We start from the raw sequence: 23,615 nt of genomic DNA on the forward strand, positions 1-23,615 counted from the left end.
CGAGGGTGGTCACCGTGCCGTCATCGGCTCCGGTGCGTGGTGGGCGCGACGGTAGGCCAGTGGTGACAGGCCCAGGTACGTGTAGAAGTGCTTGCGCAGCGCGACAGGGTCGCCGAGGCCGGAGGCGGTGGCGATCCGTGCGACGGTCAGGTCGGTGGACTCCAGCAGCAGGCGCGCGTGCGCCAGCCGCCGCTGCGCCAGCCACTTCAGCGGGCTGCTGCCCACCTCACTGCGGAATCGCCGGGTGAAGGTGCGCACACTCATGTGCACCCGCGTGGTCCCCACCCCGGCCTCGCCCCTGCGGTGACCCGGCTCCGGGTCACTTCACCCGCCGGCGCACAGCCCAGCGACAAAGGAATCTCCATGAGCACCGACACACTCCGGAAGTCGGCCCCCGCCTCGTCGGTCACCCGGGCCGCCGCCGGTGCACTCATCGCGGCGGTGCACACCGCCGCGGTCCGGATCGGCTTCACGGCGGCCATCGCCGTCACCGACCAGGGAGGACATCTGAAGGCGTTCGACCGAGCCGACGACGCGCCCTTCCTCACCGCCGAGGTCGCCCTCGACGAGGCCTGGACCGCGGCCTCCTTCCTCCTCCCCACCCATACGTGGAACGACCACCTCGCCGACCCGCGGGTCGCCCCACTGGCCGGCCATCCTCGCCTGGTGGCCGTCGGCGGCGGCCACCCGATCATTGAGAACGGCCGGTGCATCGGGGGGCTGGGGATCTCCGGCGGCAGCGCCGAGCAGGACCAGCAGGCCGCCGAGGAGGCCCTGACCGCCCTCGGGTTCGAGGTGCCCGGTCACCGACCGGCCATCGGGGGCACGTGCGGCTTGCCGACGGCGTCGACGGACAGGTCGGTGCCGATGGCAAGCCGCCCGCCGCCTTCCGGTAGGCCGCATCCCGCCTGCGCGGACGATGCCGGCGATGGGGCCTCCCCCTGAAGGAATGCCAGGTGTCGGCCGATCAGCGCTCCGGCCCTTCGCCGAGGAGGAGGCCGGCGTTGCGCGTGGTGAGGGTCCGCCAGTCCTCGTGCCCGTCGGCCATCGCCGAGTCGAGTGACGTCAGCAGGCGCAGGGCGAGCTCGCGCTTGGTCCAGGCGTAGTCACTGCCGTAGAGCAGCCGATCCGGCCTGGCGATGCCGGTGAGCGCGGCGATCTGCTGCTTCGACGGCATGCCGGCGAGGTCGTAGTAGAACCGGCCGAGGATGTCGGCGACCGTGACGCGGTCGGCCGCTTCACCGCTGATCGTACGGAACGCCTCGACGCGCTCCGTGAGCAGCGGCAGCACTCCGCCGAGGTGGGGCACGATCAGGCGGATGCGGGAGAACTTCGTCGCCGCGCCGCTGAGGATGAAGTCGATGACCGTACGGGCGGTCTCGAACAGGAACTCGATCATCGGCCACGGCCGTCCTGACGACAGGTCCTCGGCGCCGGGGCAGGTGGTCGGGTGCAGCAGGACGATCGCCGCTCGGCGGTCGAGTTCGGCGAGCAGCGGGGTGAACCGCTCGTCGGCGAGCCGGATCCCCGCGTGGTTGGACAACAGCGCCACGCCGTCCGCGCCGAGTTCGTCGAAGCAGTGGGCGAGCTCCGACAGCGAGCCGTCCACATCGGGCAGTGGCAGGGTGGCGAACTGCCCGAACCTGTCCGGATGTCCTCGCACCTCCTGGGCGCAGAACTCGTTGACCTCACGCGCCAGGGAACGGGCGGCCCGGTCGTCGCCGAAGTGGGCGCCCGGCGAGGACAGCGACAGCATCGCTTTCGCGATACCGGCTTCGTCCATGAGCGCCAGATGTTCTTCGGCGGTCCATCGCGGCCAGTAGGCCTCAGGCATGCCGTCGGCCTGCACGTGACCGCCCGCCTTGGCGGCCTCGATGTAGTGCGGGGTGGTGAAGTGGGCGTGAAAGTCGATCAGGCCGTGCGTTCTCATCGCCGTTTCCTCCCAGTCGGGGGTGCTCGGGCGCCTTACCCTAGGCAGGAGAGCCGTTCAATGGCATGGGGTGTGCCACTCAGTGAAACGGAGATGTGGTGCCGACATCAGATCCGCTCACGGCGGGTCCGGGCCTCAGCCGCCCGCGCCGTCCGTCAAAGCGGGCGAGGCAGTGATCGACCGAGCCTTCGCCGTGCTGGGCGCCTTCGACGCCGACCACCGCGTCCTGCCCTTGACGCGCCTCGCCCAGCGGACCGGTCTGCCCCGCAGCACCGCCTTGCGCCTGGCCCGCAAGCTGACCGAGGCCGGGGCGCTGGAGCGCCTCGACGACGGCCGCTACGTCATCGGACTGCGACTGCTGGAGATCGCCTCGCTCGCTCCGCGCGGGCACGGGCTGCGGGCCGTGGCGATGCCCTACCTGGAGGACCTCTTCCACGTCACGGGCCGGCACATCGTGCTGGCGGTGCGGGACGGCGCCGAGGCCATGCTCGTGGAGCGGCTGTCCGCGCACAACGCGAGTCCCGCGCTTTACCGGGTCGGAGGCCGCATGCCCCTGGCCCGGACCGGCGTCGGCCTGGTCCTGCTGGCCCACGCCCCCGTCGATGTGCAGGAGCAGATCCTCGGGTGCTTTGAACCCGGGCATGGCCCTGACGGGGTGCGCACCGCCGAGGATCTGCGCCGGGTCCTCGCCGAGGTCAGGCGGGGCGGCTATGCCATCGGGAGTCAGGCCGAGCCACAGCCGCACACCACGGTGGCGGCGCCGGTCCGCGACGCGGACGGCGTCGTCGCCGCCGTGTCCGTGGTGGCGCCGAGCATTGATTTCGACGCGGCGGTCTATGTGCCGGCCGTCCGCGCCGCCGCGCGTGCCATCTCGCGGGAGATGAGTGACAGCCTCCAGGTCGGCTGACAGCCCCGTCCCGCGCCGTCCGCGCGTTCCCGGCGGGGCGGGAGCCGAAGCGTCAGCGGGGGGCCTTGCCGGAGATGCCGACGCCGAAGTCGAACTCACGGTAGACGCGCGCCCAGAAGCCCTCCCGCAGCCAGTCGCGGGCCTCCTTGTAGGGGCGCAGCGAGTGGCCGAGCTCCTTCTCGCCCTCGATCAGCAGCTCCTTGTCGATGACCGTGGGCAGGATCGGGCCGGGCAGCAGGTCGCGGATGTTGTCCCGGCCGCGGGTCAGGATCCACTTGTGCGCGATGTGCTCGCCGATCTCCTCGACGCGGTCGCGGCTGGGGCCCAGCTTGGCGACCGGGCTCGGCTGCGCCGGGCGGACGGGCGGCGGGGCGGGCCTCGGCGGCCGGGTGCCGAAGACCGCGGTGGGCGACGGGATCGGCGGCGTGACGGGCGTCTCCGCGGCCGGCTCGCGTGAGGTGTCGAGGGTGAAGTACGGCTTGACGAAGTCGGCGTTCACCACGTCGACGGTGTCGGACTCCCAGATGAGCCGCTCGGCCTGGTTCGTGCCGTACGGCGGCTCGACGCCCCACAGGTGGATGAGGACCCCGTAGGTCTGTGCGGCCTCCACGGCCGGGAGCATGTCCTCGTCGCCGGCCAGCAGGATGGCGTCGGTGACGGCGCCGTGCCGGGCGAGCGTCTCCAGGTCCTCGCGGATCTGGGCGTCGACGCCCTTCTGCTGGTTGTGCTTGTTGAGGTTGCCCAGCCGGAGCTTCACCTGGGGCAGCGGCGCCACGACCCGCTGGTCGATCGTCGGCACGCGGTCGCGAGCGGCGTCGAACCAGTAGATGCGCAGCAGCTCTTTGTCGCGCAACGCGACGCAGGTCTTCGCGCGCTCCTGGAGGGCCTTGATGAGGCCCTCGGCGTCCACCCGGTAGGAGCGGCGGGAGGAGACGCCGAACAGGAGGTCACCCGCCGCGGCGTAGAGGTACCCCACGTCTACGAGGATCGCGTAGCGCGGTAGCGGCGACGGTTGAGACACGGACTCGCGAACAGTCATCACCTATGACTTTAGGTGAAGATCAGCCCCGCGTCCTCGGTTGTGCCGCCTTTCTGGCCGTTCAACGGCGCTTTCGCATGTGAGCGGCTCATCGACGGCCGACACGCCGCTCTCCGGTCGCCCGGTAATCCCGAAACGGCACGGGCCGTTATCCGCGCGCAGCGCTGTGATCGACGTAACGGGGCGCAGGGGAGGACACGAGGCGAACACGCCGTAGGATCGACTACGAGTCGTAGTACTACGAGCCGTAGTAGATGAACGGGAGGGCGCGGGCATGAACCCGCTCGACATCGCCCGGTGGCAGTTCGGGATCACGACCGTCTACCACTTCCTCTTCGTGCCGCTGACCATCGGCCTGTCCGCGCTCGTCGCGGGCCTGCAGACGGCGTGGGTGCGGACCGGGAACACGGGCCACCTCCGCGCGACCAAGTTCTGGGGGAAGCTCCTCCTGATCAACTTCGCGATGGGAATCGTCACCGGCATCGTGCAGGAGTTCCAGTTCGGGATGAACTGGAGCGCCTACTCCCGGTTCGTCGGTGACGTGTTCGGCGCGCCGCTGGCCCTGGAAGGACTGCTCGCCTTCTTCCTCGAGTCGACCTTCCTCGGCCTGTGGATCTTCGGCTGGGACAGGCTGCCGAAGAAGATCCACCTGGCCTGCATCTGGATCGTCTCCGTAGGAACGCTCCTGTCGGCGTACTTCATCCTCGCCGCCAACTCCTGGATGCAGCACCCGGTCGGCTACCACCTCGACCCGGCGACCGGACGAGCCCGGCTGACCGACTTCTGGGCCGTGCTGACCAACTCGACGATGCTCGTCGCCTTCCCGCACACGATCACCGCGGCGTTCGTCACGGCGGGCCTGTTCATGGTCGGCATCAGCGCGTGGCACCTGGCCCGGCGCCGGCACGTCGAGGTCTTCCGGCCGTCGCTGAAGATCGCCTTGGCGGTCACGCTGATCGCCTCGCTCGGCGTCGCCGTCACCGGTGACCTGCAGGGCAAGGTCATGACGAAGCAGCAGCCGATGAAGATGGCCGCGGCCGAGGCGCTGTACAAGACCGAACGGCCCGCGTCGTTCTCCCTGGTCACCGTCGGCACGCTCGACGGCCGCAAGGAGGTCTTCAGCGTCAAGGTCCCGCGGGTCCTGTCGTTCCTCGCCACCGGCCACTTCGACGGCAAGGTCGACGGCATCAATGACGTGCAGGCCGCCGAGCAGGCGAAGTACGGCGCGGGAGACTACCGGCCGGTCGTCCCGGTGACCTACTGGAACTTCCGGATCATGGCCGGCATCGGGTTCCTCACCGCGTTCCTCGCCCTGCTCGGCCTGTGGCTCATGCGCCGCGGGCGGCTGCCGCGCAACCGCTGGGTGTGGCGCGCCGGCGTCCTGTCGCTCGTCCTGCCGTTCGTCGGCAACTCCGCGGGGTGGATCTTCACCGAGATGGGCCGCCAGCCCTGGTCGGTGTACGGCGTCCTGAAGACCTCCGCGAGCGTCTCACCGGGCGTCTCGGCCACGTCGATGCTCATCTCCGTCCTCGCGCTGACCACGCTGTACGCCGTGCTGATCGTCATCGAGACCGGGCTGATGCTGCGGTACGTCAAGGCCGGCCCGCCCTCCGAGGAGGACGTCGCACCGCCCCCGCCCGGCGACGACTCCTCCGCCGAACCGTCGCTCACCTTCGCCTACTGACCTACTGACAAGGGGTTGTGCCATGGAGGCCACGACCGTCTGGTTCGTCGTCATCGCCTTCCTGTGGACCGGCTACTTCTTCCTGGAGGGATTCGACTTCGGCGTCGGCGTCCTGCTGCCGGTGCTCGGCCGCGGCGACACCGAGCGCCGCGTCCTGCTGAACGCCATCGGGCCGGTCTGGGACGGCAACGAGGTCTGGTTCATCGTCGCCGGGGCCGGGACGTTCGCCGCGTTCCCCGACTGGTACGCCACCCTCTTCAGCGGGTTCTACCTGCCGCTGCTGGCGATCCTGCTCGCGCTGATCGTGCGCGGTGTGGCGCTGGAGTACCGCGGCAAGCGGGACGAACCGCACTGGCGCCGCCGCTGGGACCGCGCAATCTTCGGGGGCAGCCTCGTCCCGGCGTTCGTGTGGGGCGTGGTCTTCGCGAACCTGAGCCGCGGGGTCCCGCTGGACGCCCGGCACGAGTACGTCGGCACCCTCGCCGACCTGCTGAACCCGTACGCGCTGCTCGGCGGTCTCACCACGCTCACGCTGTTCGTGCTGCACGGCGCGGTGTTCCTGGCGCTCAAGACGGCCGGGGACGTACGGGCCCGCGCCGTACGGATCGCCCGGGCCGCCGTGGTGGCCGCCATCGTGGTGGGCGGGGCGTTCCTGCTCATCACGCAGGTGCAGCACGGCAAGCCCGTCACCTGGGCCACCGTGGCGGTCGCCGCCGCCGGCCTGGCCGGCGCGGCGGTCGCGGTCGTCCGCGGCCGCGACGGCTGGGCGTTCGTCGGCACCGGCACGGCCATCGTCTTCGCGGTCGTGACCCTGTTCACGGCGCTGTTCCCCGACGTCATGCCGTCGACGATCGCCGCCGCGAACAGCCTCACCACGACCAACGCCGCCTCGTCCCCGTACACGCTCAAGATCATGACGATCGCGGCGGTCGCCTTCACGCCGCTCGTCGTCCTCTACCAGGGCTGGACGTACTGGGTGTTCCGCCGGCGCATCCACGCCTCGCACATCCCGCAGCCGGTGCCGGAGCCGGCGAAGGACCCGGAGCCCGCGCGATGAGACCCTTCGACCCCCGGCTGCTGCGGTACGCCCGCACGACCCGGGCGTACCTGGCCCTGTCGGTGATCCTCGGCGCCGCGACCGCCGGCCTGGTCATCGCCCAGGCGACGCTGCTCGCGGGCCTGATCGGCGACGCGTTCCTCGGCGGCGCCTCGCTCGCCGCGTCCCGTACGCCGCTGCTGCTCCTCCTCGCCGTCGTCGCCGGCCGGGCGCTGGTCGCCTGGCTGCAGGAGGTCGCCGCGCACCGTACCTCGGCCGCGGTGAAGTCGCGGCTGCGCGGGCTGCTGCTCGAACGGGCGGTGGCGCTCGGCCCGCGCTGGCTGTCCGGCGAACGCAGCGGCGAGCTCGCCACCCTCGCCACCCGGGGGATCGACGCGCTGGACGCCTACTTCTCCCGTTACCTCCCGCAACTCGTGCTCGCCGTGCTCGTCCCGGCGGCGGTGGGCGCGCGGATCCTGTTCGGCGACTGGCCGTCCGCGCTGACCGTCGCGCTGACGCTCCCGCTCATCCCGATCTTCGCGATCCTCGTGGGGCTGGCCGCCCAGCGGAGGATGGACCGCCAGTGGCGCACGCTGTCGCTGCTGTCCGGGCACTTCCTCGACGTCGTCGCGGGCCTGCCGACCCTGAAGGTGTTCGGCCGGGCGAAGGCGCAGGCGCGCGCGATCCGCGAGGTCACCGGCCGGTACCGCACGGAGACCATGGCGAGCCTGCGGGTGGCGTTCCTGTCCGCGCTGGTGCTGGAGATGCTCTCGACGATCTCCGTCGCGCTCGTCGCCGTCTCGATCGGCCTGCGCCTGGTCGACGGCGAGGTCGGCCTGCGGACCGCGCTGCTCGTCCTGGTCCTCGCGCCGGAGGCGTACCTCCCGCTGCGCCAGGTCGGCGCGCAGTACCACGCGAGCGTCGAGGGGCTCACCGCCGCCCAGCGCATCTTCGAGGTGATCGAGACGCCGCTCCCGCGCCACGGCGCCCGTACCGACGTCCCCGACCCTGCGGCCACGCCGCTTCGCCTGGAAGAGGTCACGGTCGCGTACGAGGGCCGGGACGAGCCCGCGCTCGACGGCTTCTCGCTCGTCGTACGCCCCGGCGAGACCGTCGCCCTGACCGGGCCGAGCGGGTCCGGCAAGTCGACGCTGCTCGCCGTCCTCCTCGGCTTCGTCCGCCCGGACGCCGGGCGGGTCCTCCTCGGCGGAACCGACCTGGCCGACCTCGACCCCGACGCCTGGCGGTCACGCGTCGCCTGGGTGCCCCAGCGGCCGTACCTGTTCGCCGGGACCGTCGCCGACAACATCCGGCTGGGCCGCCCCGGCGCCACCGACGACGAGGTACGGCGCGCGGCGCGCGACGCCTTCGCCGAGGAGTTCGTCGACGCGCTGCCGGAGGGGTTCGGCACCCCGCTCGGCGAGCGCGGAACCGGCCTGTCCGCCGGGCAGCGCCAGCGGATCGCCCTCGCGCGGGCGTTCCTGCGCGACGCGCCGATCCTGCTGCTGGACGAGCCGACGTCCGGCCTGGACGCCGAGAGCGAGGCGGCCGTCATCGAGGCCGTACGGCGCCTGGCGGCGGGGCGCACGGTGGTGCTCGTCGCACACCGCCCGGCCCTCGCCGACCTGGCCGACCGGGTCGTCCGCGTCGAAGGAGCACTGGAGGCGGTCGCATGACCTCGATCATCGGAGTCGGCGCCCCGGCGCGGCCGGCCGAGGCGGCGGCAGCCGCCGAGACACTCGGGCCGGGCGGGCCGACGGAGGCGACGCACGGCGCCGGGCCGGCCGATGCGAGGCGCGATGGCAGGCCGACGGAGGCGAGGCGCGCGGACGGCCTGGCGAAGGCGAGGCGCGCCGACGGCCCGGCGGAAGCGAGGGCCGCCGACGGTCCGGCGGAGGCGGCGCGCGGCGGCGGGCCGGTGCTGCGGCTGCTCGCCGCCGCCCGCCCGGCGGGCGGACGGCTGGCACTCGCCGCGCTGTGCGGCGCGCTGGCACTGGGCAGCGGCGTCGGGCTGATGGCGACGTCCGCCTGGCTGATCTCGCGGGCCGCGCAGCACCCACCGGTGCTGGTGCTGATGGTCGCGATCGTGGCGGTGCGGGCGTTCGGGATCGGGCGCGGCGTCTTCCGCTACGCCGAACGGCTGATCGGGCACGACGCGACGTTCCGGATCCTCGCCGACCTGCGGGCCCGGGTGTACGAGCGGCTGGAGCGGCTCGTGCCGGCCGGGCTGCCGGACGCGCGCGGCGGCGACCTGCTGGGCCGGCTCGTCGCCGACGTCGACGCCGTTCAGGACCTCTACCTGCGGGTGCTGCTGCCCGCCGCGGCGGCCGTCCTCGTCGGCGGGGCGTCGGTGGGCCTGGCGTGGAGCCTGCTGCCGTCCGCGGGCGTCCTCCTGCTGGCCGGGCTGCTGCTGGCGGGCGTCGTCGCCCCGTGGCTGTCGGCCACCGCGTCCCGGCGGGCGGAGCACCGCACGGCCGATCTGCGCGGCGAGCTGACCGCGCACGTGGTCGACGTGCTCCAGGGGGCGCCGGAGCTCGTGGCGTACGGCGCCGCCGCCGACCGGCTCGCCACGGCCGCGCGCCTGGACGACGGGCTCACCCGCGCGTCCGCCCGGTCCTCCGCGACGGCGGGGGCCGGGGCGGCCGTGACCGCGCTGGCCGGCGGGCTCGCCGTCTGGGGCGCCCTCGTCGTCGGCATCCCGGCCGTGCGGTCCGGGCGCCTCGACGGGACGCTGCTCGCCGTGATCACTCTGCTCCCCCTGGCGGCGTTCGAGGTGGTGGCGGGCCTGCCGCTCGCGGCGCAGCAGCTGCAGCGGGTCCGCCGGTCGGCCGCCCGCGTCTTCGCCGTCCTCGACCGCGAGGAGCCGGTGCGCGACCCCGCCGTGCCGGTCGCGCTCCCCGAGCCGCCGTACACGTTGCGGGTCTCGGACGTGCGCGCCCGGTGGACGCCCGGCGGCCCGTACGCCCTCGACGGCGTCTCCCTGGACCTGCCGCCGGGCCGGCGGTGCGCCGTGGTCGGGCCGAGCGGGTCGGGCAAGACCACGCTGACCGCCGTGCTGCTGCGGTTCCTCGCGTACGAGTCGGGTCTGGTCACGCTGAACGGTGTTGACCTGAGCGAGTTCGCCGGTGACGACGTGCGCCGCGTCGTCGGGCTGTGCGGCCAGGACGCGCACCTGTTCGACACGACGATCGGGGAGAACATCCGGCTCGCCCGGCGGTCCGCCACCGACGAGGAGATCCGGGACGTGCTGCGCCGGGCGCGGCTCCTGGACTGGGTGGAGACGCTGCCGCGCGGGCTGGACACCCGCGTTGGTGAGGAGGGCGCCCAGGTCTCCGGCGGCCAGCGGCAGCGCATCGCGCTGGCCCGCGCGCTGCTGGCCGACTTCCCCGTGCTGCTGCTCGACGAGCCCGCCGAGCACCTGGACGTCGCGACCGCCGACGAGCTCACCGCCGACCTGCTCGCGGCCACCGAGGGCCGCACCACCCTGCTCGTCACGCACCGCCTGGCCGGGCTGGACGCCGTCGACGAGATCGTGGTGCTCGACGCCGGCCGGGTGGTGCAGCGCGGCGGTCACGCGGACCTGCTGGCCCGGCCGGGGCCATACCGCGCGATGTGGGCTCACGAGCGCCGGCACGACGACGCGCCGTGCTGACCGGCCGCGCGCCAGCGCCGGACGCGCGCGGCGTCAGCGCCGGACGCGCGCGGCGCCAGGGCCGGGCGCCCGACGAGCCACGCGTCGGGGCCGGGCGCCTGGCGTACACGGCGTCGGGGCCGGGCGGCTGACGCGCGCGGCGTCAGACGCGGTCGGGTTCGGGGAGCAGGTCCTTGCGCATGTGGACGGCGTTCCGGCCGTCGATGCCCTCCCGGCCCGTCTCCCCATAGCCGAGGGACTCGTACAGGCCGATGTTGGAGGTCATCTTCTCGTTGGTGTACAACCGCACCGCGGGCAGCCCGAGCGACCGGGCGCGGAACTCGGCGAAGGCCAGGAGCCGGTGCCCCAGCCCCCGGCCCTGGCGGTCGGGGCGGACGGCGACGTTCTCCACGAGCAGCGTCTCCGCCTCCGGAACGAGGACGATCAACGCGTCGACCTCCTCGTACTCGAGGACGTACACGTACCCGCGAGAGATCAGCTCCGCGTAATCGGCGACGAGTGGCAGGGGTTCCACGCCGATCACCGGGATCCACGGGTCGTACGCCGCCTTGACGATCGCCTCTACCGCGTCCTGGTCGACGGCTTCGGCCAGCCTGATGCCCATGCCCTTCCCTAACCGTCAGATCGACGAGAATCATCCGAATCTACCCCACGTGACTCGGGTGATCGGATCGCAGGAGGAGTGATCGTGACCAAGGACGAGGTGGAATCGCTCACCGCCACCTGGCGCACACGCTGGGGCGGCGCACCCATCGCGCATCAATTTCGCGGCCGGTATGCGGATCGCTGGGTCCGGTTCCACAGTCTCCCGCAGTCGAAGCGGTATGCCGAGACGGAGGACGAGTACGACATCATCCTCGAACGGCATCACCGCGTGCTTGCGGCGCTCGGCGCGGACGACCGTCTCTACGTGATCGCCGGCTACTTCGAGAACACGCTCGGCCGAGGCGCCCCCGCGCCCGCTCATCGTGGCGCAGTCCCCTGGATGACGGTTCCGCCTAATGATTATTCGGGCTTCGTGATCCCGATGACGCTCTACGTCAGCGTGACCTCCCCTGCGCCGTCGAGCCTGGATCCGTTCCTGCGGGCCGTGGCCGATGACGAGATCGCTTACGCGATCATCGCCCCGCTCGACCTCAGGTGGCTGTACCACCCCTATGACGGCGGGGCCGACGTCATCGCTCCGACCACGGACGACCGGGACGGTCTCAAGGCTCGCCTCACGGACTGGCTCTCGGCTCACCCCCTGGGTCTGTAGACGCCGGCGTCGCGGCGTTCAGCCGCCTCCCAGCTTCCCCACACCGGCGGGGACGGAGCTTTGCCGTCGGCATTGACGGAACAAAACGCGTGTTCGGCATGAAGCCCAGCCACAGCGGCGGCGAAGTGACCACAGCGACGGTGAAGCAGGCATCACGGTGATCGGCCCACGATGCCCCCGGGGATGCCGGGAGGTGCACGGATGAACCCCCAGCGACTTCGGCCGCTCACACCGCCATCGCCAGTTCGGCCGCGCGGCAGGCGAACACCAACTGCTGCGGGGTCGTGGCGAACAGGATCGGGTCGGGGGTGTTGAACCGGGCGATGGCGGTGTACTCACGCCGGTACCAGCACCACATCACCAACCACTGGCGGCACAGCCCCTGCAGTTCGGCGAGCTGAGCGGGGCTGGGGTCAGGGCGGGCGGCAGGGATGTCGGTGATCGACTCTCCGACCACCACGGCACGTACGGGTGTAGCTCGGAGCAGCCGGACAAGCCCTGCGAGGAGTGAACGGATCATCCTGCGCTTCGAATCCGCTGTGCCTGGGCCGGCGTCCGCGTGACGTCCAGCGCCGCTCCGAGGTGCGCGGGTTCGCCGGCGCCTTCGAACATCGTCCATGGGACGGCGGACACTTCCGTGTGTTCGGTGGTACTCCGGCGCTCGGCTGGTCACGCCTTCACCTCGGCCCAGGCCAAGCGGCCTTCGCTGGACACTTCGTCGCCCATGACGTCGGCGAGCTGGGTCACGATGTGCAGACCACGGCCGAAGTCGGCGGCTTCATCCGCCGCCCAGACGTCCGAGGCTCCCCGTCGAGGGCCTTCATCCCGGACTTCGAGGCGAATCCTCTCGCCATCGGCGGTCAGCCGCAGGCGGATGTGCCCGCCCTCGGCCGCCGTCGAATGGCGGACGCAGTTCGTCGCGTACTCGCTGGCGATGATCTCCATGCGGTCACGAGCGTCCTCGGGGAAATCGCCGAGGACTTCACGCACCCAGTGCCGGACGCCGGGCACCATCGACGGCGAACCTGCGACCTCCATCGCCCACTCACTCACGGCTCACAACCATTCACCCTCGGTCATCAAACCTGGAATCCAGGTTCCTGGCTGGATTCCAGGATGTCAAGGGCTCCCCTACGATGGACCTTGATCGAAAGATGACTTTCGAGGGGGAGGCTGCCGGAGTGTCGGCTGAAAACCTGCTCTACCTACGGGTTGCGGACGATTTGCGCCGCCAGATCATCGACGGCGAACTGACCGCCGGATCACGGCTTCCCTCACGCGCCCAACTCGCCGAACAGTTCCACGTCAGCGAGAACGTCGTACGCCGAGCGATCGACGTCCTCATGGCCGAAGGGCTCATCGAGACCCGTACCGGTGCCCGGCCCACCGTCCGGCAACGTCCGCAGCTACGCCGGCTCACTCGCTCCTGGTACCGCGAGCAGCGCGAAGGATCGCCCTTCCGCGCCGACATCCAGGCCCAAGGCCACGAAGCGGACTGGACCTGCGAATCCAAGACCACGACCGCCTCGCCGACCATCGCCGAGCGGCTCCGCATCGCAGCCGACGCGCCGGTGATGCGCTCGGACTACGTGTTCACCTCCGACGGCGAGCCGGTCATGATGAGCACGTCCTACGAGCCGTTGGAATTGACACGCGGCACACCGGTGATGCTGCCCGAACGCGGCCCGTACGCCGGCCAGGGCGTCCGGGACCGCATGTCGGCTATCGGGCAGCACGTCGTGACAGCGACCGAAGTCGTAACGGCCCGCCCCGTCACGCAGAACGAGTCGGCTGCCATGGATGTCAGCGCGGGCACCATCGTGATGGTCATCCAGCGGACGTACTGGACCGATGAGCGACCGGTGGAGACAGCCGACATCGTTGTGCCCGTCGACCGCTATGAACTGCTGTATGTCATCCCCGTCGAGGGCGACTGAGTCCCCTCGGACTTTGGAGGATCCTCACCGAGGGTGGCCCGTCGGGTTGGACGCTGTCCCCTCACAAGGAACAAAGTGGCTCCTGACGGGACACGCGCTGAAGACACACACCCACCCGGGCGCCCGGTTCGGCGCGAATGTCCACGTCCCCGGGTCGGCACCCCGTACACGACGAATGCCGTTGCGGGCTGTCCCGGATCAGGATCCTCGCGTTCGGCCGTGGTTCGGTCAGACGGCCAGGTGCAGGCCGAGCAGCACGATGGCCGCGGCCCCCACGGCCGTCACGGCGGCGGCGGCCGTCAGCAACGCGTACTCCTGGCAGACGAAACCGACCGCCTGCAGACGGGTCGTTCCGATGCGGCGGAGCAGGGCCACTTCGCGGCGTCGGCCGGAGATCGCCGTGGCCGCCGTGGCCACAGTGCCGATCAGTCCGTAGACGGCGGCGATGCCGATCATCACCAGCAGACCGACGCGGGTCTGGTCCGCCTGGCGGTCGGTGACGGTGGCCGCCCACCGAGAGGCGGCGACGACCGTGGCGTCCGGCGTGGTGAAGCCGCGGGCGTCCGGCGGGGTGACCCGGTGGGGAGAGCGCACCACGGCCCGCACAGCGGCGGCGGCCATGGGGCCGGCGCGCAGGTAGATGCGGTCGGGTTGGGCGCGACCGGCGCGATGTGGGCCCAGGATGAGGCGCGGGCCGCCGGGTTCGGCGTCGAACACCGCGGTGACCCGCAGGGTCGCCGGAGTGCCGTCGGCCAGCCAGAGGTGGATGGTCTGCCCGACGTGCTCGTGCCAAGAGCGATCGAGCGCCACGGTCGCATCGTTCACGCCGCCCAGTGAGCCTTGGCGGACGTGCACTCCGAGCACGGCCGAGGAGTCGATGGCGATGGCGGGGAACGGCACGGGGGCCGGTGCCTCCAGGTGGAACGGTGTCAGGGCGGGTTCGCGGGTGAGCACGCTCGTGTCGGTGACGGTGGTCGCCGCCACGCCCGGCACGGCATGGACACGGGCGACCAGCGCGGGGGGCAGTCCGGAGGCGTCTGTCGGCAGAACGACGAGGTCGGCGGGTGCCGATTGGCGGTGCAGGCCGCGGTTCTCGACCGTCTGGGCGGTCCCGGTCGCGCCGAGGACGGCCAGGGCGAGCCCCAGAGTGATCATCAGCGGGACGACGGTGCTCGCAGCCTGGCGGGAGCCGGTGGTCACCCGTTCACGGGTCAACAGGCCGCCGGGGCCGGCGCCGCGGGTGAGCGGCCACGTGAGCATCCTGACCAGTGGCGGAAGCAGGGTGGGGGCCAGCAGCGCCGCGCCGCCGACGATCAGCAGCGCCAGTTCGACGTCGGTCTTGGCGTCCAGGGCGGTGCCGGGCATCAGGGCGGCGACCGCGAGCAGCAGCACCGAGCCGCAGCCGAGCGCGGCCAGGCCCAGCAGTCGCCGCGGCAGACCTGATCCCCTGCGCTCGACCTCCGCCTCGCGCAGCGCCTCGGCCGGGCGGACGGTCGCGGCCCGCACGGACGCGGCCACCACGGCCAGCACCGCGACCAGGACACCGGCGGCGAACGCGAGCGTCAGCGGCGCGATGCACGCGGCGGTGCGCGGGACGGTGAACCAGGCCGGGGCCATGGCGTGCCGGGCCAGCCATCGGGCCAGCAGCGGCCCGCCGAACAGGCCGAGCGCGCACCCGGCGGTCGACCCGGCCAGCCCCACCAGCACCGCCTCGATGCCGACCGCCCGGACGACCTGCACCGGTGTGGCGCCGAGTGTCCGTAGCAGCGCCAGTTCGCGGCGGCGGCGCGCGACCGCCAGGCCGAACGCGCCGGCGGTGACGTACAGCGAGACGGAGGCCGACAGCAGCGCGGCGATGCCGAGGAAGGAGGTCAGGGACGTCAGGTCGGCGCGGTCGCGCAGTGCCCCGGGATCGGCCAGGGCCCGGTCGCGGCCCGTCAGGACCCGCACGCCGGGACTGTCGGCGGCGCGCCGGGCGGACGCCTGGTCGGTGGGCACCAGCGCATCGACGGACGGTGAGAGCCGGGCCGCCTCGGCGTCGGTGAAGAAGACGGCGTGCTCGACCTGGGCCGTGCCGGAGGGAGGCCGCGCGGTGCCCACGACGGTGTAGAGGCCGTCCCGGCCGGCGACGCGGACCGTCACCCGCTGCCCCGGCCGGGCACCGCCGGAGGTGACGATCTCATCGGGACGGGTGGGGGCGCGACCGGAGGTCAACGTGTAGGGGGCGAAGGCCGCCGAGGACCAGCCGTGGCCGACCTGGTCGGCCGGGCCGCCGGGCAGCCGGGCGGGGAAGGTGCGGTCCAGCGCCGCGCCGGGGAAACGGGCGAGGACCGCGGCGGACAGGGCGGGCTGCTCGGCGAACGGCACGGCGGTCGGCGTTCCGTAGCGGTCCCGTAGCCGCAGGTTCGGATCGGCCTGGACGACGACGGGTGCGGCGGCGAAGCGCCGCGGCAGCCGGTGCGGATCGTCGGAGGCCGCTCCCAGCACCAGCGCCATCGTGGCGATCACCGCCACGCCGAGCGCGAGCGCGGCCAGCGGTCCGGCGAAGGAGGCCCAGCGGGTCCGCAGGCCCGCGGCTGCGACGCTCAGCATGCCGTCGCCTCCCCGGCGGCCGCGGCCTCCAGGCCGGCCAGCCGCGCGGCGACGGTGGCCGCGTCGGGGCGCTCCAGGCTCCCGGCGAGGCGACCGTCGGCCAGGAAGATGACGCGGTCGGCATACGCGGCGGCGACCGCGTCATGGGTGACCATGACGATCGTCTGGCCGCGGTCGGTGACCAATGTCCGCAGGATCCGCAGCACCGTGTGCGAGGCCGCGTTGTCCAGGGCCCCGGTCGGCTCGTCGGCGAACAGCACGCGCGGCGCGGTGACCAGGGCGCGGGCGATCGCGACGCGCTGCTGCTGCCCGCCCGAGAGCTCGGCGGGCCGGTGCCGCGCCCGGTCGTCGAGGCCGACGGCGCCCAGCGCGGCGCGCACGTCCCGGGCATCGGGGCGCTTCCCGGCCAGCCGAAGCGGCAGTCCGACGTTCTGCTCGGCCGTCAGCGCGGGCAGCAGATTGTAGGACTGGAAGATGAAGCCGACGGTCTCGCGCCGTAGCCGGGTCAGCGCGGACTCGCGCAGCCGCGACAGGTCCCTGCCGGCCAGCGAGACCGCCCCCGACGTCGGCCGCTCCAGCCCGGCGGCGCATTGCAGCAGCGTCGACTTGCCCGACCCCGAGGCACCCATCACGGCGGTGAACGAACCTTCCGCCAACCCCAGGGAGATCTCGTCCAGGGCGGTCACGGCGCCGGAGCCCGTCCCATGAATCTTGCTCACGGCGGTCAGCCGCACGATGTCCATGGCTCCAGGCAACCGGTGCGGCCGGGGCCGAGTCGATCACCCGGGCCACCGTGTGCGGGGTATGCCTGGCCTTACCCCCGCCGTCACCCGCGCCTGATGGTCCGCCTCCGAGCACCGTCCCTATCCTGACGCGATGGAAGTGATCACGGCACTGCGGCGGCGCGGTTTCCTGGCGTCGGCGTGGCCGTGGCGGAGCCTGGCGTACCTGGTGACCAGTTCGGTTCCCGGAGCGCTCGTGCTGACCATCGTGGCGGCGGTGCTGATCGTCGGCGGAACCCTGGCCTCGGCGCTCGTCGGGTTGCCGATGCTGGCGGCGCTGGCCTTCGCGGGCGTGCCGGTCGCGGCGTTCGAGCGGTGGCGGCTGCGCCTGGTGGACCCCGAGCCGGTGGCCGACCCGCACCGTGTCCCGGACGGGCCGGGCGTCGGCACGTGGCTGGCGACCCGGGTGCGTGAGCCCGCGACCTGGCGGGAGCTGGGCTTCACGGTGCTGCTCGCCACCGTCTTGTGGCCGATGGACCTGGCCGTCGCCGCGGCGGGGGCCGCCCTGCCGGTCACGCTGCTCACCGCGTGGATGCCCGTCCTGTCGGGCGGACGACGCGGGCTGGGGCCGGGTCTGGCGATCCACAGCCCCGCGCAGGCGCTGGCGGCGCTGCCCGCCGGGATCATTCTGCTGGCGGCCGGCGCCTACCTGATCACCGCGGCGGCGGCCGGGCGGGCGGCGCTGACCCGGCGGCTGCTGAGCCCACGCCCCGACGAGGCGGCGCGGCTGCTGGCGGAGGTGACCGGGTCCCGCGCCCGGCTGGTCAACGCCTTCGAGGCCGAGCGCCGCCGCATCGAACGCGACCTGCACGACGGCGCCCAGCAGCGGCTCGTCGCGATCGCCACCAGCCTCGGCCTGGCCCTGCTCGACCTGCCTCCCGGGCCCGCCGCCGACCACGTCGCGCACGCCCACCGGCAGTCCCGGCTGGCGCTCACCGAACTGCGCGAGCTGATCCACGGCATCCATCCGCAGGTCCTGACCCAGCACGGGCTGGCCGCCGCCGTGCAGGACGCCGCAGACCGTTCGCCGTTGCCGGTGGACCTCGCCCTGGAGCTCACCGGCCGGCTACCCGCCCCCGTGGAGGCCACCGGGTATTTCATCGTCTGCGAGGCCCTGGCCAACATCGCCCGGCACAGCGACGCCGACCGTGCCTGGATCACCGTCGGGCACCGCGCCGGCACGCTGCTCCTGGAGATCGGCGATGATGGCGTCGGAGGCGCCGACCCGGCCGGCGGCAGCGGCCTGACCGGTCTGTCCGACCGGCTCGCGGTCATCGGCGGCGTCCTCACCCTGTCCAGCCCGCCCGGGGGCCCGACCGTGCTGAAAGTGGAGTTGCCGTGTCCGGAGCCCGTCCCCTCCGCGTCGTCCTCGCCGAAGACGGCGCCCTGATGCGCGATGGACTGACCGCCGTGCTCACCCGGTTCGGACACCAGGTCGTCCAGGCGGTCGGGGACGCGCCGGCGCTCGCCGCCGCAGTCGAGACGCACAGGCCCGACATCGTCGTCACCGACGTGCGCATGCCTCCCACCCAGACCGACGACGGCCTGCGCGCCGCGATCGCCCTGCGCGAGCGCCACCCCGACCTGCCGGTGCTGGTGCTCAGCCAGTACATCGAGACGGCCTCGGCCGGTGAACTCCTCGGCTCCACCGACGCCCGCGCAGTCGGCTACCTGCTGAAGGACCGCGTCATCGACGTCACCGACTTCGCCGACGCCGTCCACAAGGTCGCGGAGGGTGGCATCATCATCGACCCGGAGGTGATCCGCCACCTGCTGGGCCGCCGCCGCGACCCGCTGGAACGCCTCACCCCCCGCGAACGCGAGGTGCTGGCGTTGATGGCGCAAGGCCACTCCAACACCGCCATCGCCCAGGCGCTCACGGTCTCACCCGCCGCCGTCGGCAAGCACATCAACAACATTCTGGCCAAACTCGACCTTCCCCCGGACGCCGATGTCCACCGCCGGGTCCTGGCCGTCCTCACCTTTCTCCGCTCCTGAACCCGGCGGGCACCCGCAACGACCTGCGCCGAACAGGACGGCCGGCGCGGCCGGTCGAAGAACGAACGCCGCCGGCCCGCCCCTGGGGGCATGGCCGGCGGCGTACTGTCGGATCTCGTCGATCAGCCGGTGTTCTGCAGGCCGGCCGCGACTCCCGCGGCGGCGAGAAGCAGGAGGTCCTCGATCCGCTCACGCTCGGCGTCGTCGTCGACCCCGGCCCGCAGCTCCTGCAGCGCGCGCAGCTGGAGGTGGGACAGCGCGTCGACGTACGGGTTGCGCAGCTCGACCGCGCGGGACAGCACCCGGCGGTTCTCGAGGAGCCGGGTGTGCCCGGTGACCTCCAGGACCAGGGAGCTCGTGCGGTCGTACTCGGCCAGGACCGTCTCGGCCAGCTCCGGCCGGTCGCCGAGGGCGAGGTAGCGCTCGGCGATGGCGCGGTCGGTCTTGGCCAGGCTCATCTCGGCGTTGTCCAGCAGCGCGGCGAACAGCGGCCACGACTGGTACGCCTCGCGCAGGGCGTCCATGTCCTCGGCGGCGGCCAGGCCGCTGCCCAGGCCGTACCAGCCGGGCAGGTTGACCCGCGTCTGCGTCCAGGAGAACACCCACGGGATCGCCCGCAGGTCGTCCAGCGAGGTCGTCGCCTTGCGGCGGGACGGCCGGGAGCCGAGCCGGAGGTTGCCCAGCTCGTTCAGCGGGCTGACCCGGGCGAACCACTCCGGAAAGCCCGGCGACTCCACCAGCGACCGGAACGTCCGCTCCGCGGCGACACTGATCTTGTCGGCCAGCGGACGGAACCGCTCGGCCGCCGCGACCGCGTGCTCCTGCACCGCCGGCGTCGAGGCCAGCAGCACCGCGTTGGCGACCTGCTCGACGTGGCGCTGGGCGATCTCCGCGTGGCCGTACCGCGCGAAGATGACCTCGCCCTGCTCGGTGACCTTGAACCGGCCGGCGACCGAGCCCGGCGCCTGTGCCAGCACGGCGCGGTTGGCCGGGCCGCCGCCGCGGCCGAGCGCGCCGCCGCGGCCGTGGAACATCGTGAGCCTCACGTCGTGCCGGTCCGCCCAGGCGGCGAGCGCGGCCTGCGTGTCGTACAGCTTGAGGGTCGCCGTCGTGGGGCCGAGCTGCTTGGCCGAGTCGGAGTAGCCGAGCATGACCTCCATGCGGCGGCCGGTCTCCAGCAGGCGGCGGCGCACCGGCGCGAGGTGCAGCATGCCGTCCAGCACGGCCGGGGACCGGTCGAGGTCCTCGCCCGTCTCGAACAGCGGCACGACGTCCAGCACGGGCGCCCGGCCGCCGATCGCGGCGGCCTCGGCCAGCTCGTACACGGCGGCGACGTCGTCGGCGGTGCGGGTGAAGGAGATGACGTAGCGGCGGCAGGCGTCCACGCCGAACCGCTCCTGCACCCACGACACGACCCGCAGCGTGTCGAGGACCTCCTCGGTCTGCTCGCTGAGCGGTCCGCCGGCGCGGACCTCGGCGAGGGCCTTCTCGTGCACCGCGGAGTGCTGGCGGACCTCCAGCTCGGCCAGGTGGAACCCGAAGGTCTCCACCTGCCAGATCAGGTGCTGCAACTCGCCGTACGCCTGGCGCCGCGCGCCCGCCGCGACCAGGGACTCCTGGACGATGCGCAGGTCGGCCAGCAGGTCGTCGGGGCCGCGGTACGCCAGGTCGGCGTGGCGCAGCCGGGTGGCGTTGATCCGCTCGGCGGCGTACAGCAGGAACACGCGGTGCGGCTCGCCCGGCGACCGCTTGGCGATCTCGGCGCACAGCTCGGGCTGGGCGGCGCGGGCGGCGGCGAGCGCGCCGCGCAGCGCCTCGGACGGCGGCGTCGTCGTCTCGTGCACGGTCAGCGTGCGGCCGATCCGGGTGCAGGCGTTGCCCAGCGCGCGCAGGATGTGGTCGGCCTGGACGCCGATCGCCTCCCGGGTGATCTGCGCGGTGACGAACGGGTTGCCGTCGCGGTCGCCGCCGATCCAACTGCCGTAGTGCAGGAACGGCTTGGCCAGCGGCGGCCGCTCGCCCGTGCCGGGCGCCAGCGCGGCGTCGAGCGAACGGTAGATCGCCGGGACCACCCGGAAGATCGTCTCGTCGAACATCGCCATCGCGGTGCGGACCTCGTCGAGCGGGTCCGGCTTCGTGCGGCGCAGCTGCGAGGTGCGCCAGAGCAGGTCGATCTCCTCGACCAGCCGGCGGGTGATCTCCTCGCGCTCCCCGCTGCCCGCGCGCGGGTCGTTCAGGTCGGTGAGCAGCTCGCTGATCCGCAGGATCGCGGTGACGACCGCGCGGCGGCGCGCCTCCGTCGGGTGCGCCGTCAGGACCGGGCGCAGCTCCAGGTCCTCCAGCAGCTCACGGACGCGGTCCTCACCGATCTCGGCGACCGCGGCGGCGACGGACTCGCGCTGCGGCGTCTCGCCGGTGTCCCGCTCCCGGAGCGTGCGGATCCGCTGGTGCTCCTCGGCGAGGTTGGTCAGGTGGAAGTACACGGTGAACGCGCGGGCCACCAGCTCCGCGCGATCGATCGCCCAGCCGCCGACGATTGCGGCGACGTCGTCGACGGAGGTCTCGCCCCGGCGCGCGGCGAAGACCGCGTGGCGCAGGGCCTCGACGTCGTCGAGCAGGCTCTGCCCTCCGTACTCGACGAGAACGTTGCCCAGGAGTGAACCGAGCAACCGGACGTCACGGCGCAGTGGCTCGGGCATCTCCTGCCGAGCTGAGTTTCGTGTCGACACGCACCTCAGGGTAGTTCGTCCCGCAAGGCGATCCGAGTCCGTCTCGCCTGGTGAGAAGCCGCAGGGAACACGGAGATCCCGCCCCTCCTGGCGGGCCGTTCCCACCGCTGGCTAACCTGATCTCCATGGCCACGCAAGCTCCCGAGCCCCTGCCCGCGGACGAGATCGACATCCACACCACGGCGGGCAAGATCGCAGACCTGGAGCGCCGCCGGTACGAGGCGGTCCACGCCGGTTCCGCGCGTGCGGTCGAGAAGCAGCACGCCAAGGGCAAGATGACCGCCCGCGAGCGCATCGACGCGTTCCTCGACGAGGGGTCCTTCGTCGAGTTCGACGAACTGGCGCAGCACCGCGCGCACGGCTTCGGCGTCGAGAAGAACCGCCCGTACGGCGACGGCGTCGTCACCGGCCACGGCACGGTCGACGGCCGGCCGGTGGCGATCTTCTCCCAGGACTTCACGGTCGCGGGCGGCTCGCTCGGCGAGGTGTTCGGCGAGAAGATCGTCAAGGTCATGGACCACGCGCTGAAGACCGGCTGCCCGGTCATCGGCATCAACGACTCCGGTGGCGCGCGCATCCAGGAGGGCGTGGTCGCGCTCGGCCTGTACGCCGAGATCTTCAAGCGCAACACCCACGCCTCCGGCGTGATCCCGCAGATCTCCCTGATCATGGGACCGTGCGCGGGCGGCGCGGTGTACTCCCCCGCCCTCACCGACTTCATCGTCATGGTCGACCAGACCTCGCACATGTTCATCACCGGGCCGGACGTCATCAAGACGGTCACCGGCGAGGAGGTGACGTTCGAGGACCTCGGCGGCGCGCACACCCACAACACCAAGTCCGGCGTCGCCCACTACCAGGCGTCGGACGAGCAGGACGCGCTCGACTACGTCAAGGCGCTGCTGTCCTACCTGCCGTCGAACAACCTGTCCGACCCGCCCGCGTACGACGCCGCCGCGGCGCTGGAGATCACCGACGAGGACCTCGAGCTCGACACGCTGATCCCGGACTCGCCGAACCAGCCGTACGACATGCACACCGTCATCGAGCACGTCCTCGACGACGGGGAGTTCCTCGAGGTCCACGCGATGTTCGCGCCGAACATGGTCTGCGGGTTCGGCCGCGTCGAGGGCCGCTCGGTCGGGATCGTCGCCAACCAGCCGATGCACTTCGCCGGCACGCTGGACATCGAGGCGTCGGAGAAGGCCGCGCGGTTCGTCCGCACCTGTGACGCGTTCAACATCCCGGTGCTGACCTTCGTCGACGTCCCCGGCTTCCTGCCGGGCACCGACCAGGAGTGGAACGGCATCATCCGGCACGGCGCCAAGCTGCTGTACGCCTACGCCGAGGCCACCGTGCCGCTCGTCACGGTGATCACCCGCAAGGCGTACGGCGGCGCGTACGACGTCATGGGCTCCAAGCACCTCGGCGCGGACATCAACCTGGCCTGGCCGACGGCGCAGATCGCCGTGATGGGCGCGCAGGGCGCGGTGAACATCCTGTACCGCCGCGAGCTGGCCGCCGCCGAGGACCCCGACACCCGGCGGGCCGAGCTCATCACCGAGTACGAGGACACGCTCGCCAACCCCTACATCGCCGCGTCCCGTGGGTACGTCGACGCGGTGATCAAGCCGTCCGAGACGCGCGGCCAGGTCATCAAGGCGCTGCGCGCGCTCCGCGACAAGCGCAAGACCCTCCCGCCCAAGAAGCACGGCAACATCCCGCTGTAGGAGAGGACCTGATGAGCGAGCGCCCCTTCCTGCAGGTCGTGCGCGGAGACGCGACGCCGGAGGAGATCGCCGCCCTGGTGGCGGTGCTGACCGCACGGGCCCGGGCCGCCGAGGCCGCACAGGGGACGCCCCCGCAGCGCCGCTCGGCCTGGGCCGACCGCTCCCGGCAGCTCCGCCGCCCCCTCCCCCACGGCCCCGGCACCTGGCGCACCAGCGCCCTGCCATAAGGACCTCCTCACAAAAGGCGACGAAGCCGTCACAGACAGCGATCTTCATCTGGACCTGGTCAGATGAGGGAGATCGCCATGTCCGTTCACCCTCACAGCGCTCCTCCGGCGGTG

Annotated in this window: 21 protein-coding genes; 12 read left to right on the forward strand and 9 right to left on the reverse strand. The window is 72.5% G+C overall.

Features of this window, described 5'->3' with window-relative positions; translation table 11 throughout:
• Positions 1–9: 9 nt before the first annotated feature.
• Positions 10–264: a helix-turn-helix domain-containing protein gene (locus NDW01_RS12850; protein ID WP_252820181.1), complete on the reverse strand. Its 255-nt coding sequence runs from the start codon at positions 262–264 to the stop codon at positions 10–12.
• Between the two features lie 99 nt (positions 265–363).
• On the opposite strand from NDW01_RS12850, the gene NDW01_RS12855 reads away from it, so the two are divergent.
• Entirely contained in the window at positions 364–945 is a 582-nt protein-coding gene (locus tag NDW01_RS12855) for a GlcG/HbpS family heme-binding protein (protein ID WP_252820183.1), read from the forward strand.
• Positions 946–967: 22 nt separating this feature from the next.
• Here the strand turns inward: NDW01_RS12855 and NDW01_RS12860 are convergent, their stop codons facing one another.
• Positions 968–1,930 (reverse strand): amidohydrolase family protein, encoded by a 963-nt coding sequence (locus NDW01_RS12860; RefSeq protein ID WP_252820185.1) that lies wholly within the window; start codon positions 1,928–1,930, stop codon positions 968–970.
• A gap of 172 nt (positions 1,931–2,102) precedes the next feature.
• On the opposite strand from NDW01_RS12860, the gene NDW01_RS43775 reads away from it, so the two are divergent.
• Complete coding sequence (locus NDW01_RS43775) at positions 2,103–2,837, forward strand: IclR family transcriptional regulator (RefSeq protein WP_252820187.1); 735 nt, start codon at positions 2,103–2,105, stop codon at positions 2,835–2,837.
• Positions 2,838–2,889: 52 nt separating this feature from the next.
• Here the strand turns inward: NDW01_RS43775 and NDW01_RS12870 are convergent, their stop codons facing one another.
• The gene (locus NDW01_RS12870) at positions 2,890–3,876 is read right to left on the reverse strand and encodes an NYN domain-containing protein (RefSeq protein WP_256511606.1); all 987 of its coding nucleotides are present in this window, start codon (positions 3,874–3,876) and stop codon (positions 2,890–2,892) included.
• A gap of 274 nt (positions 3,877–4,150) precedes the next feature.
• On the opposite strand from NDW01_RS12870, the gene NDW01_RS12875 reads away from it, so the two are divergent.
• From NDW01_RS12875 to cydC, 4 genes are read left to right on the forward strand one after another with little or no spacing between them, the layout of a single operon-like run.
• Complete coding sequence (locus NDW01_RS12875; RefSeq protein ID WP_252820190.1) at positions 4,151–5,560, forward strand: cytochrome ubiquinol oxidase subunit I; 1,410 nt, start codon at positions 4,151–4,153, stop codon at positions 5,558–5,560.
• Between the two features lie 22 nt (positions 5,561–5,582).
• Positions 5,583–6,617, forward strand: coding sequence for a cytochrome d ubiquinol oxidase subunit II (gene cydB / locus NDW01_RS12880; RefSeq protein ID WP_252820192.1), 1,035 nt, complete (start codon positions 5,583–5,585; stop codon positions 6,615–6,617).
• Positions 6,614–8,272 (forward strand): thiol reductant ABC exporter subunit CydD, encoded by a 1,659-nt coding sequence (gene cydD / locus NDW01_RS12885; RefSeq protein WP_252820195.1) that lies wholly within the window; start codon positions 6,614–6,616, stop codon positions 8,270–8,272. Before cydB ends, cydD begins: the two co-directional genes overlap by 4 nt.
• The gene (gene cydC, locus NDW01_RS12890) at positions 8,269–10,248 is read left to right on the forward strand and encodes a thiol reductant ABC exporter subunit CydC (RefSeq protein ID WP_252820198.1); all 1,980 of its coding nucleotides are present in this window, start codon (positions 8,269–8,271) and stop codon (positions 10,246–10,248) included. The genes cydD and cydC overlap by 4 nt, the downstream gene beginning before the upstream one ends.
• 142 nt (positions 10,249–10,390) lie before the next feature.
• On the opposite strand, the gene NDW01_RS12895 is transcribed toward cydC, so the two are convergent.
• On the reverse strand, positions 10,391–10,852 hold the full coding sequence (locus NDW01_RS12895; protein WP_252787077.1) for a GNAT family N-acetyltransferase: 462 nt from the start codon (positions 10,850–10,852) through the stop codon (positions 10,391–10,393).
• A gap of 84 nt (positions 10,853–10,936) precedes the next feature.
• On the opposite strand from NDW01_RS12895, the gene NDW01_RS12900 reads away from it, so the two are divergent.
• A complete protein-coding gene (locus NDW01_RS12900) occupies positions 10,937–11,506 on the forward strand; it encodes a DUF3885 domain-containing protein (RefSeq protein WP_252820200.1) in 570 nt (189 codons plus the stop codon).
• A gap of 226 nt (positions 11,507–11,732) precedes the next feature.
• Here the strand turns inward: NDW01_RS12900 and NDW01_RS12905 are convergent, their stop codons facing one another.
• Positions 11,733–11,966, reverse strand: a complete 234-nt coding sequence (locus NDW01_RS12905) for a hypothetical protein (RefSeq protein ID WP_252820202.1) — start codon at positions 11,964–11,966, stop codon at positions 11,733–11,735.
• Positions 11,967–12,175: 209 nt separating this feature from the next.
• Entirely contained in the window at positions 12,176–12,559 is a 384-nt protein-coding gene (locus tag NDW01_RS12910) for an ATP-binding protein (RefSeq protein WP_252820205.1), read from the reverse strand.
• A gap of 101 nt (positions 12,560–12,660) precedes the next feature.
• Between NDW01_RS12910 and NDW01_RS12915 the strand changes: the two genes are divergently transcribed.
• Positions 12,661–13,443 carry a GntR family transcriptional regulator gene (locus NDW01_RS12915; RefSeq protein ID WP_252820208.1) on the forward strand — a complete coding sequence of 261 codons (783 nt, stop codon included), beginning with the start codon at positions 12,661–12,663 and terminating at the stop codon, positions 13,441–13,443.
• 228 nt (positions 13,444–13,671) lie between these two features.
• Here NDW01_RS12915 and NDW01_RS12920 read toward each other — a convergent pair whose 3' ends face one another.
• Positions 13,672–16,035, reverse strand: a complete 2,364-nt coding sequence (locus tag NDW01_RS12920; RefSeq protein WP_252820210.1) for an FtsX-like permease family protein — start codon at positions 16,033–16,035, stop codon at positions 13,672–13,674.
• A complete protein-coding gene (locus NDW01_RS12925) occupies positions 16,029–16,778 on the reverse strand; it encodes an ABC transporter ATP-binding protein (RefSeq protein WP_252820213.1) in 750 nt (249 codons plus the stop codon). Before NDW01_RS12925 ends, NDW01_RS12920 begins: the two co-directional genes overlap by 7 nt.
• 133 nt (positions 16,779–16,911) lie before the next feature.
• Between NDW01_RS12925 and NDW01_RS12930 the strand changes: the two genes are divergently transcribed.
• Positions 16,912–18,207, forward strand: a complete 1,296-nt coding sequence (locus NDW01_RS12930) for a sensor histidine kinase (RefSeq protein WP_252820215.1) — start codon at positions 16,912–16,914, stop codon at positions 18,205–18,207.
• Positions 18,207–18,815 (forward strand): response regulator transcription factor, encoded by a 609-nt coding sequence (locus tag NDW01_RS12935; RefSeq protein ID WP_252820662.1) that lies wholly within the window; start codon positions 18,207–18,209, stop codon positions 18,813–18,815. The genes NDW01_RS12930 and NDW01_RS12935 overlap by 1 nt, the downstream gene beginning before the upstream one ends.
• 122 nt (positions 18,816–18,937) lie before the next feature.
• Here the strand turns inward: NDW01_RS12935 and NDW01_RS12940 are convergent, their stop codons facing one another.
• On the reverse strand, positions 18,938–21,514 hold the full coding sequence (locus tag NDW01_RS12940) for a phosphoenolpyruvate carboxylase (RefSeq protein WP_252820664.1): 2,577 nt from the start codon (positions 21,512–21,514) through the stop codon (positions 18,938–18,940).
• 155 nt (positions 21,515–21,669) lie between these two features.
• Between NDW01_RS12940 and NDW01_RS12945 the strand changes: the two genes are divergently transcribed.
• Both NDW01_RS12945 and NDW01_RS12950 read left to right on the forward strand, forming a co-directional pair.
• Positions 21,670–23,274, forward strand: coding sequence for an acyl-CoA carboxylase subunit beta (locus NDW01_RS12945; RefSeq protein ID WP_252820217.1), 1,605 nt, complete (start codon positions 21,670–21,672; stop codon positions 23,272–23,274).
• Between the two features lie 11 nt (positions 23,275–23,285).
• On the forward strand, positions 23,286–23,501 hold the full coding sequence (locus NDW01_RS12950) for an acyl-CoA carboxylase subunit epsilon (RefSeq protein ID WP_252820219.1): 216 nt from the start codon (positions 23,286–23,288) through the stop codon (positions 23,499–23,501).
• Positions 23,502–23,615 lie beyond the last annotated feature (114 nt).

This window comes from Actinoallomurus soli, from assembly GCF_024055715.1.
Taxonomy (GTDB): Bacteria; Actinomycetota; Actinomycetes; order Streptosporangiales; family Streptosporangiaceae; genus Actinoallomurus; species Actinoallomurus soli.

Excerpts from the sequence above, each read along its gene's own strand:
- NDW01_RS12875 (WP_252820190.1), top strand. The coding sequence starts at position 4,151 with ATGAACCCGCTCGACATCGCCCGGTGGCAGTTCGGGATCACGACCGTC.
- NDW01_RS12935 (WP_252820662.1), top strand. The coding sequence starts at position 18,207 with ATGCGCGATGGACTGACCGCCGTGCTCACCCGGTTCGGACACCAGGTC.
- NDW01_RS12925 (WP_252820213.1), bottom strand. The coding sequence starts at position 16,778 with ATGGACATCGTGCGGCTGACCGCCGTGAGCAAGATTCATGGGACGGGC.
- NDW01_RS12850 (WP_252820181.1), bottom strand. The coding sequence starts at position 264 with ATGAGTGTGCGCACCTTCACCCGGCGATTCCGCAGTGAGGTGGGCAGC.
- NDW01_RS12860 (WP_252820185.1), bottom strand. The coding sequence starts at position 1,930 with ATGAGAACGCACGGCCTGATCGACTTTCACGCCCACTTCACCACCCCG.
- NDW01_RS12930 (WP_252820215.1), top strand. The coding sequence starts at position 16,912 with ATGGAAGTGATCACGGCACTGCGGCGGCGCGGTTTCCTGGCGTCGGCG.
- NDW01_RS12895 (WP_252787077.1), bottom strand. The coding sequence starts at position 10,852 with ATGGGCATCAGGCTGGCCGAAGCCGTCGACCAGGACGCGGTAGAGGCG.
- NDW01_RS12950 (WP_252820219.1), top strand. The coding sequence starts at position 23,286 with ATGAGCGAGCGCCCCTTCCTGCAGGTCGTGCGCGGAGACGCGACGCCG.
- NDW01_RS12915 (WP_252820208.1), top strand. The coding sequence starts at position 12,661 with ATGACTTTCGAGGGGGAGGCTGCCGGAGTGTCGGCTGAAAACCTGCTC.
- NDW01_RS12870 (WP_256511606.1), bottom strand. The coding sequence starts at position 3,876 with ATGACTGTTCGCGAGTCCGTGTCTCAACCGTCGCCGCTACCGCGCTAC.
- NDW01_RS12940 (WP_252820664.1), bottom strand. The coding sequence starts at position 21,514 with ATGCCCGAGCCACTGCGCCGTGACGTCCGGTTGCTCGGTTCACTCCTG.
- NDW01_RS12945 (WP_252820217.1), top strand. The coding sequence starts at position 21,670 with ATGGCCACGCAAGCTCCCGAGCCCCTGCCCGCGGACGAGATCGACATC.
- cydC (WP_252820198.1), top strand. The coding sequence starts at position 8,269 with ATGACCTCGATCATCGGAGTCGGCGCCCCGGCGCGGCCGGCCGAGGCG.
- NDW01_RS12920 (WP_252820210.1), bottom strand. The coding sequence starts at position 16,035 with ATGCTGAGCGTCGCAGCCGCGGGCCTGCGGACCCGCTGGGCCTCCTTC.
- cydB (WP_252820192.1), top strand. The coding sequence starts at position 5,583 with ATGGAGGCCACGACCGTCTGGTTCGTCGTCATCGCCTTCCTGTGGACC.
- NDW01_RS12855 (WP_252820183.1), top strand. The coding sequence starts at position 364 with ATGAGCACCGACACACTCCGGAAGTCGGCCCCCGCCTCGTCGGTCACC.
- cydD (WP_252820195.1), top strand. The coding sequence starts at position 6,614 with ATGAGACCCTTCGACCCCCGGCTGCTGCGGTACGCCCGCACGACCCGG.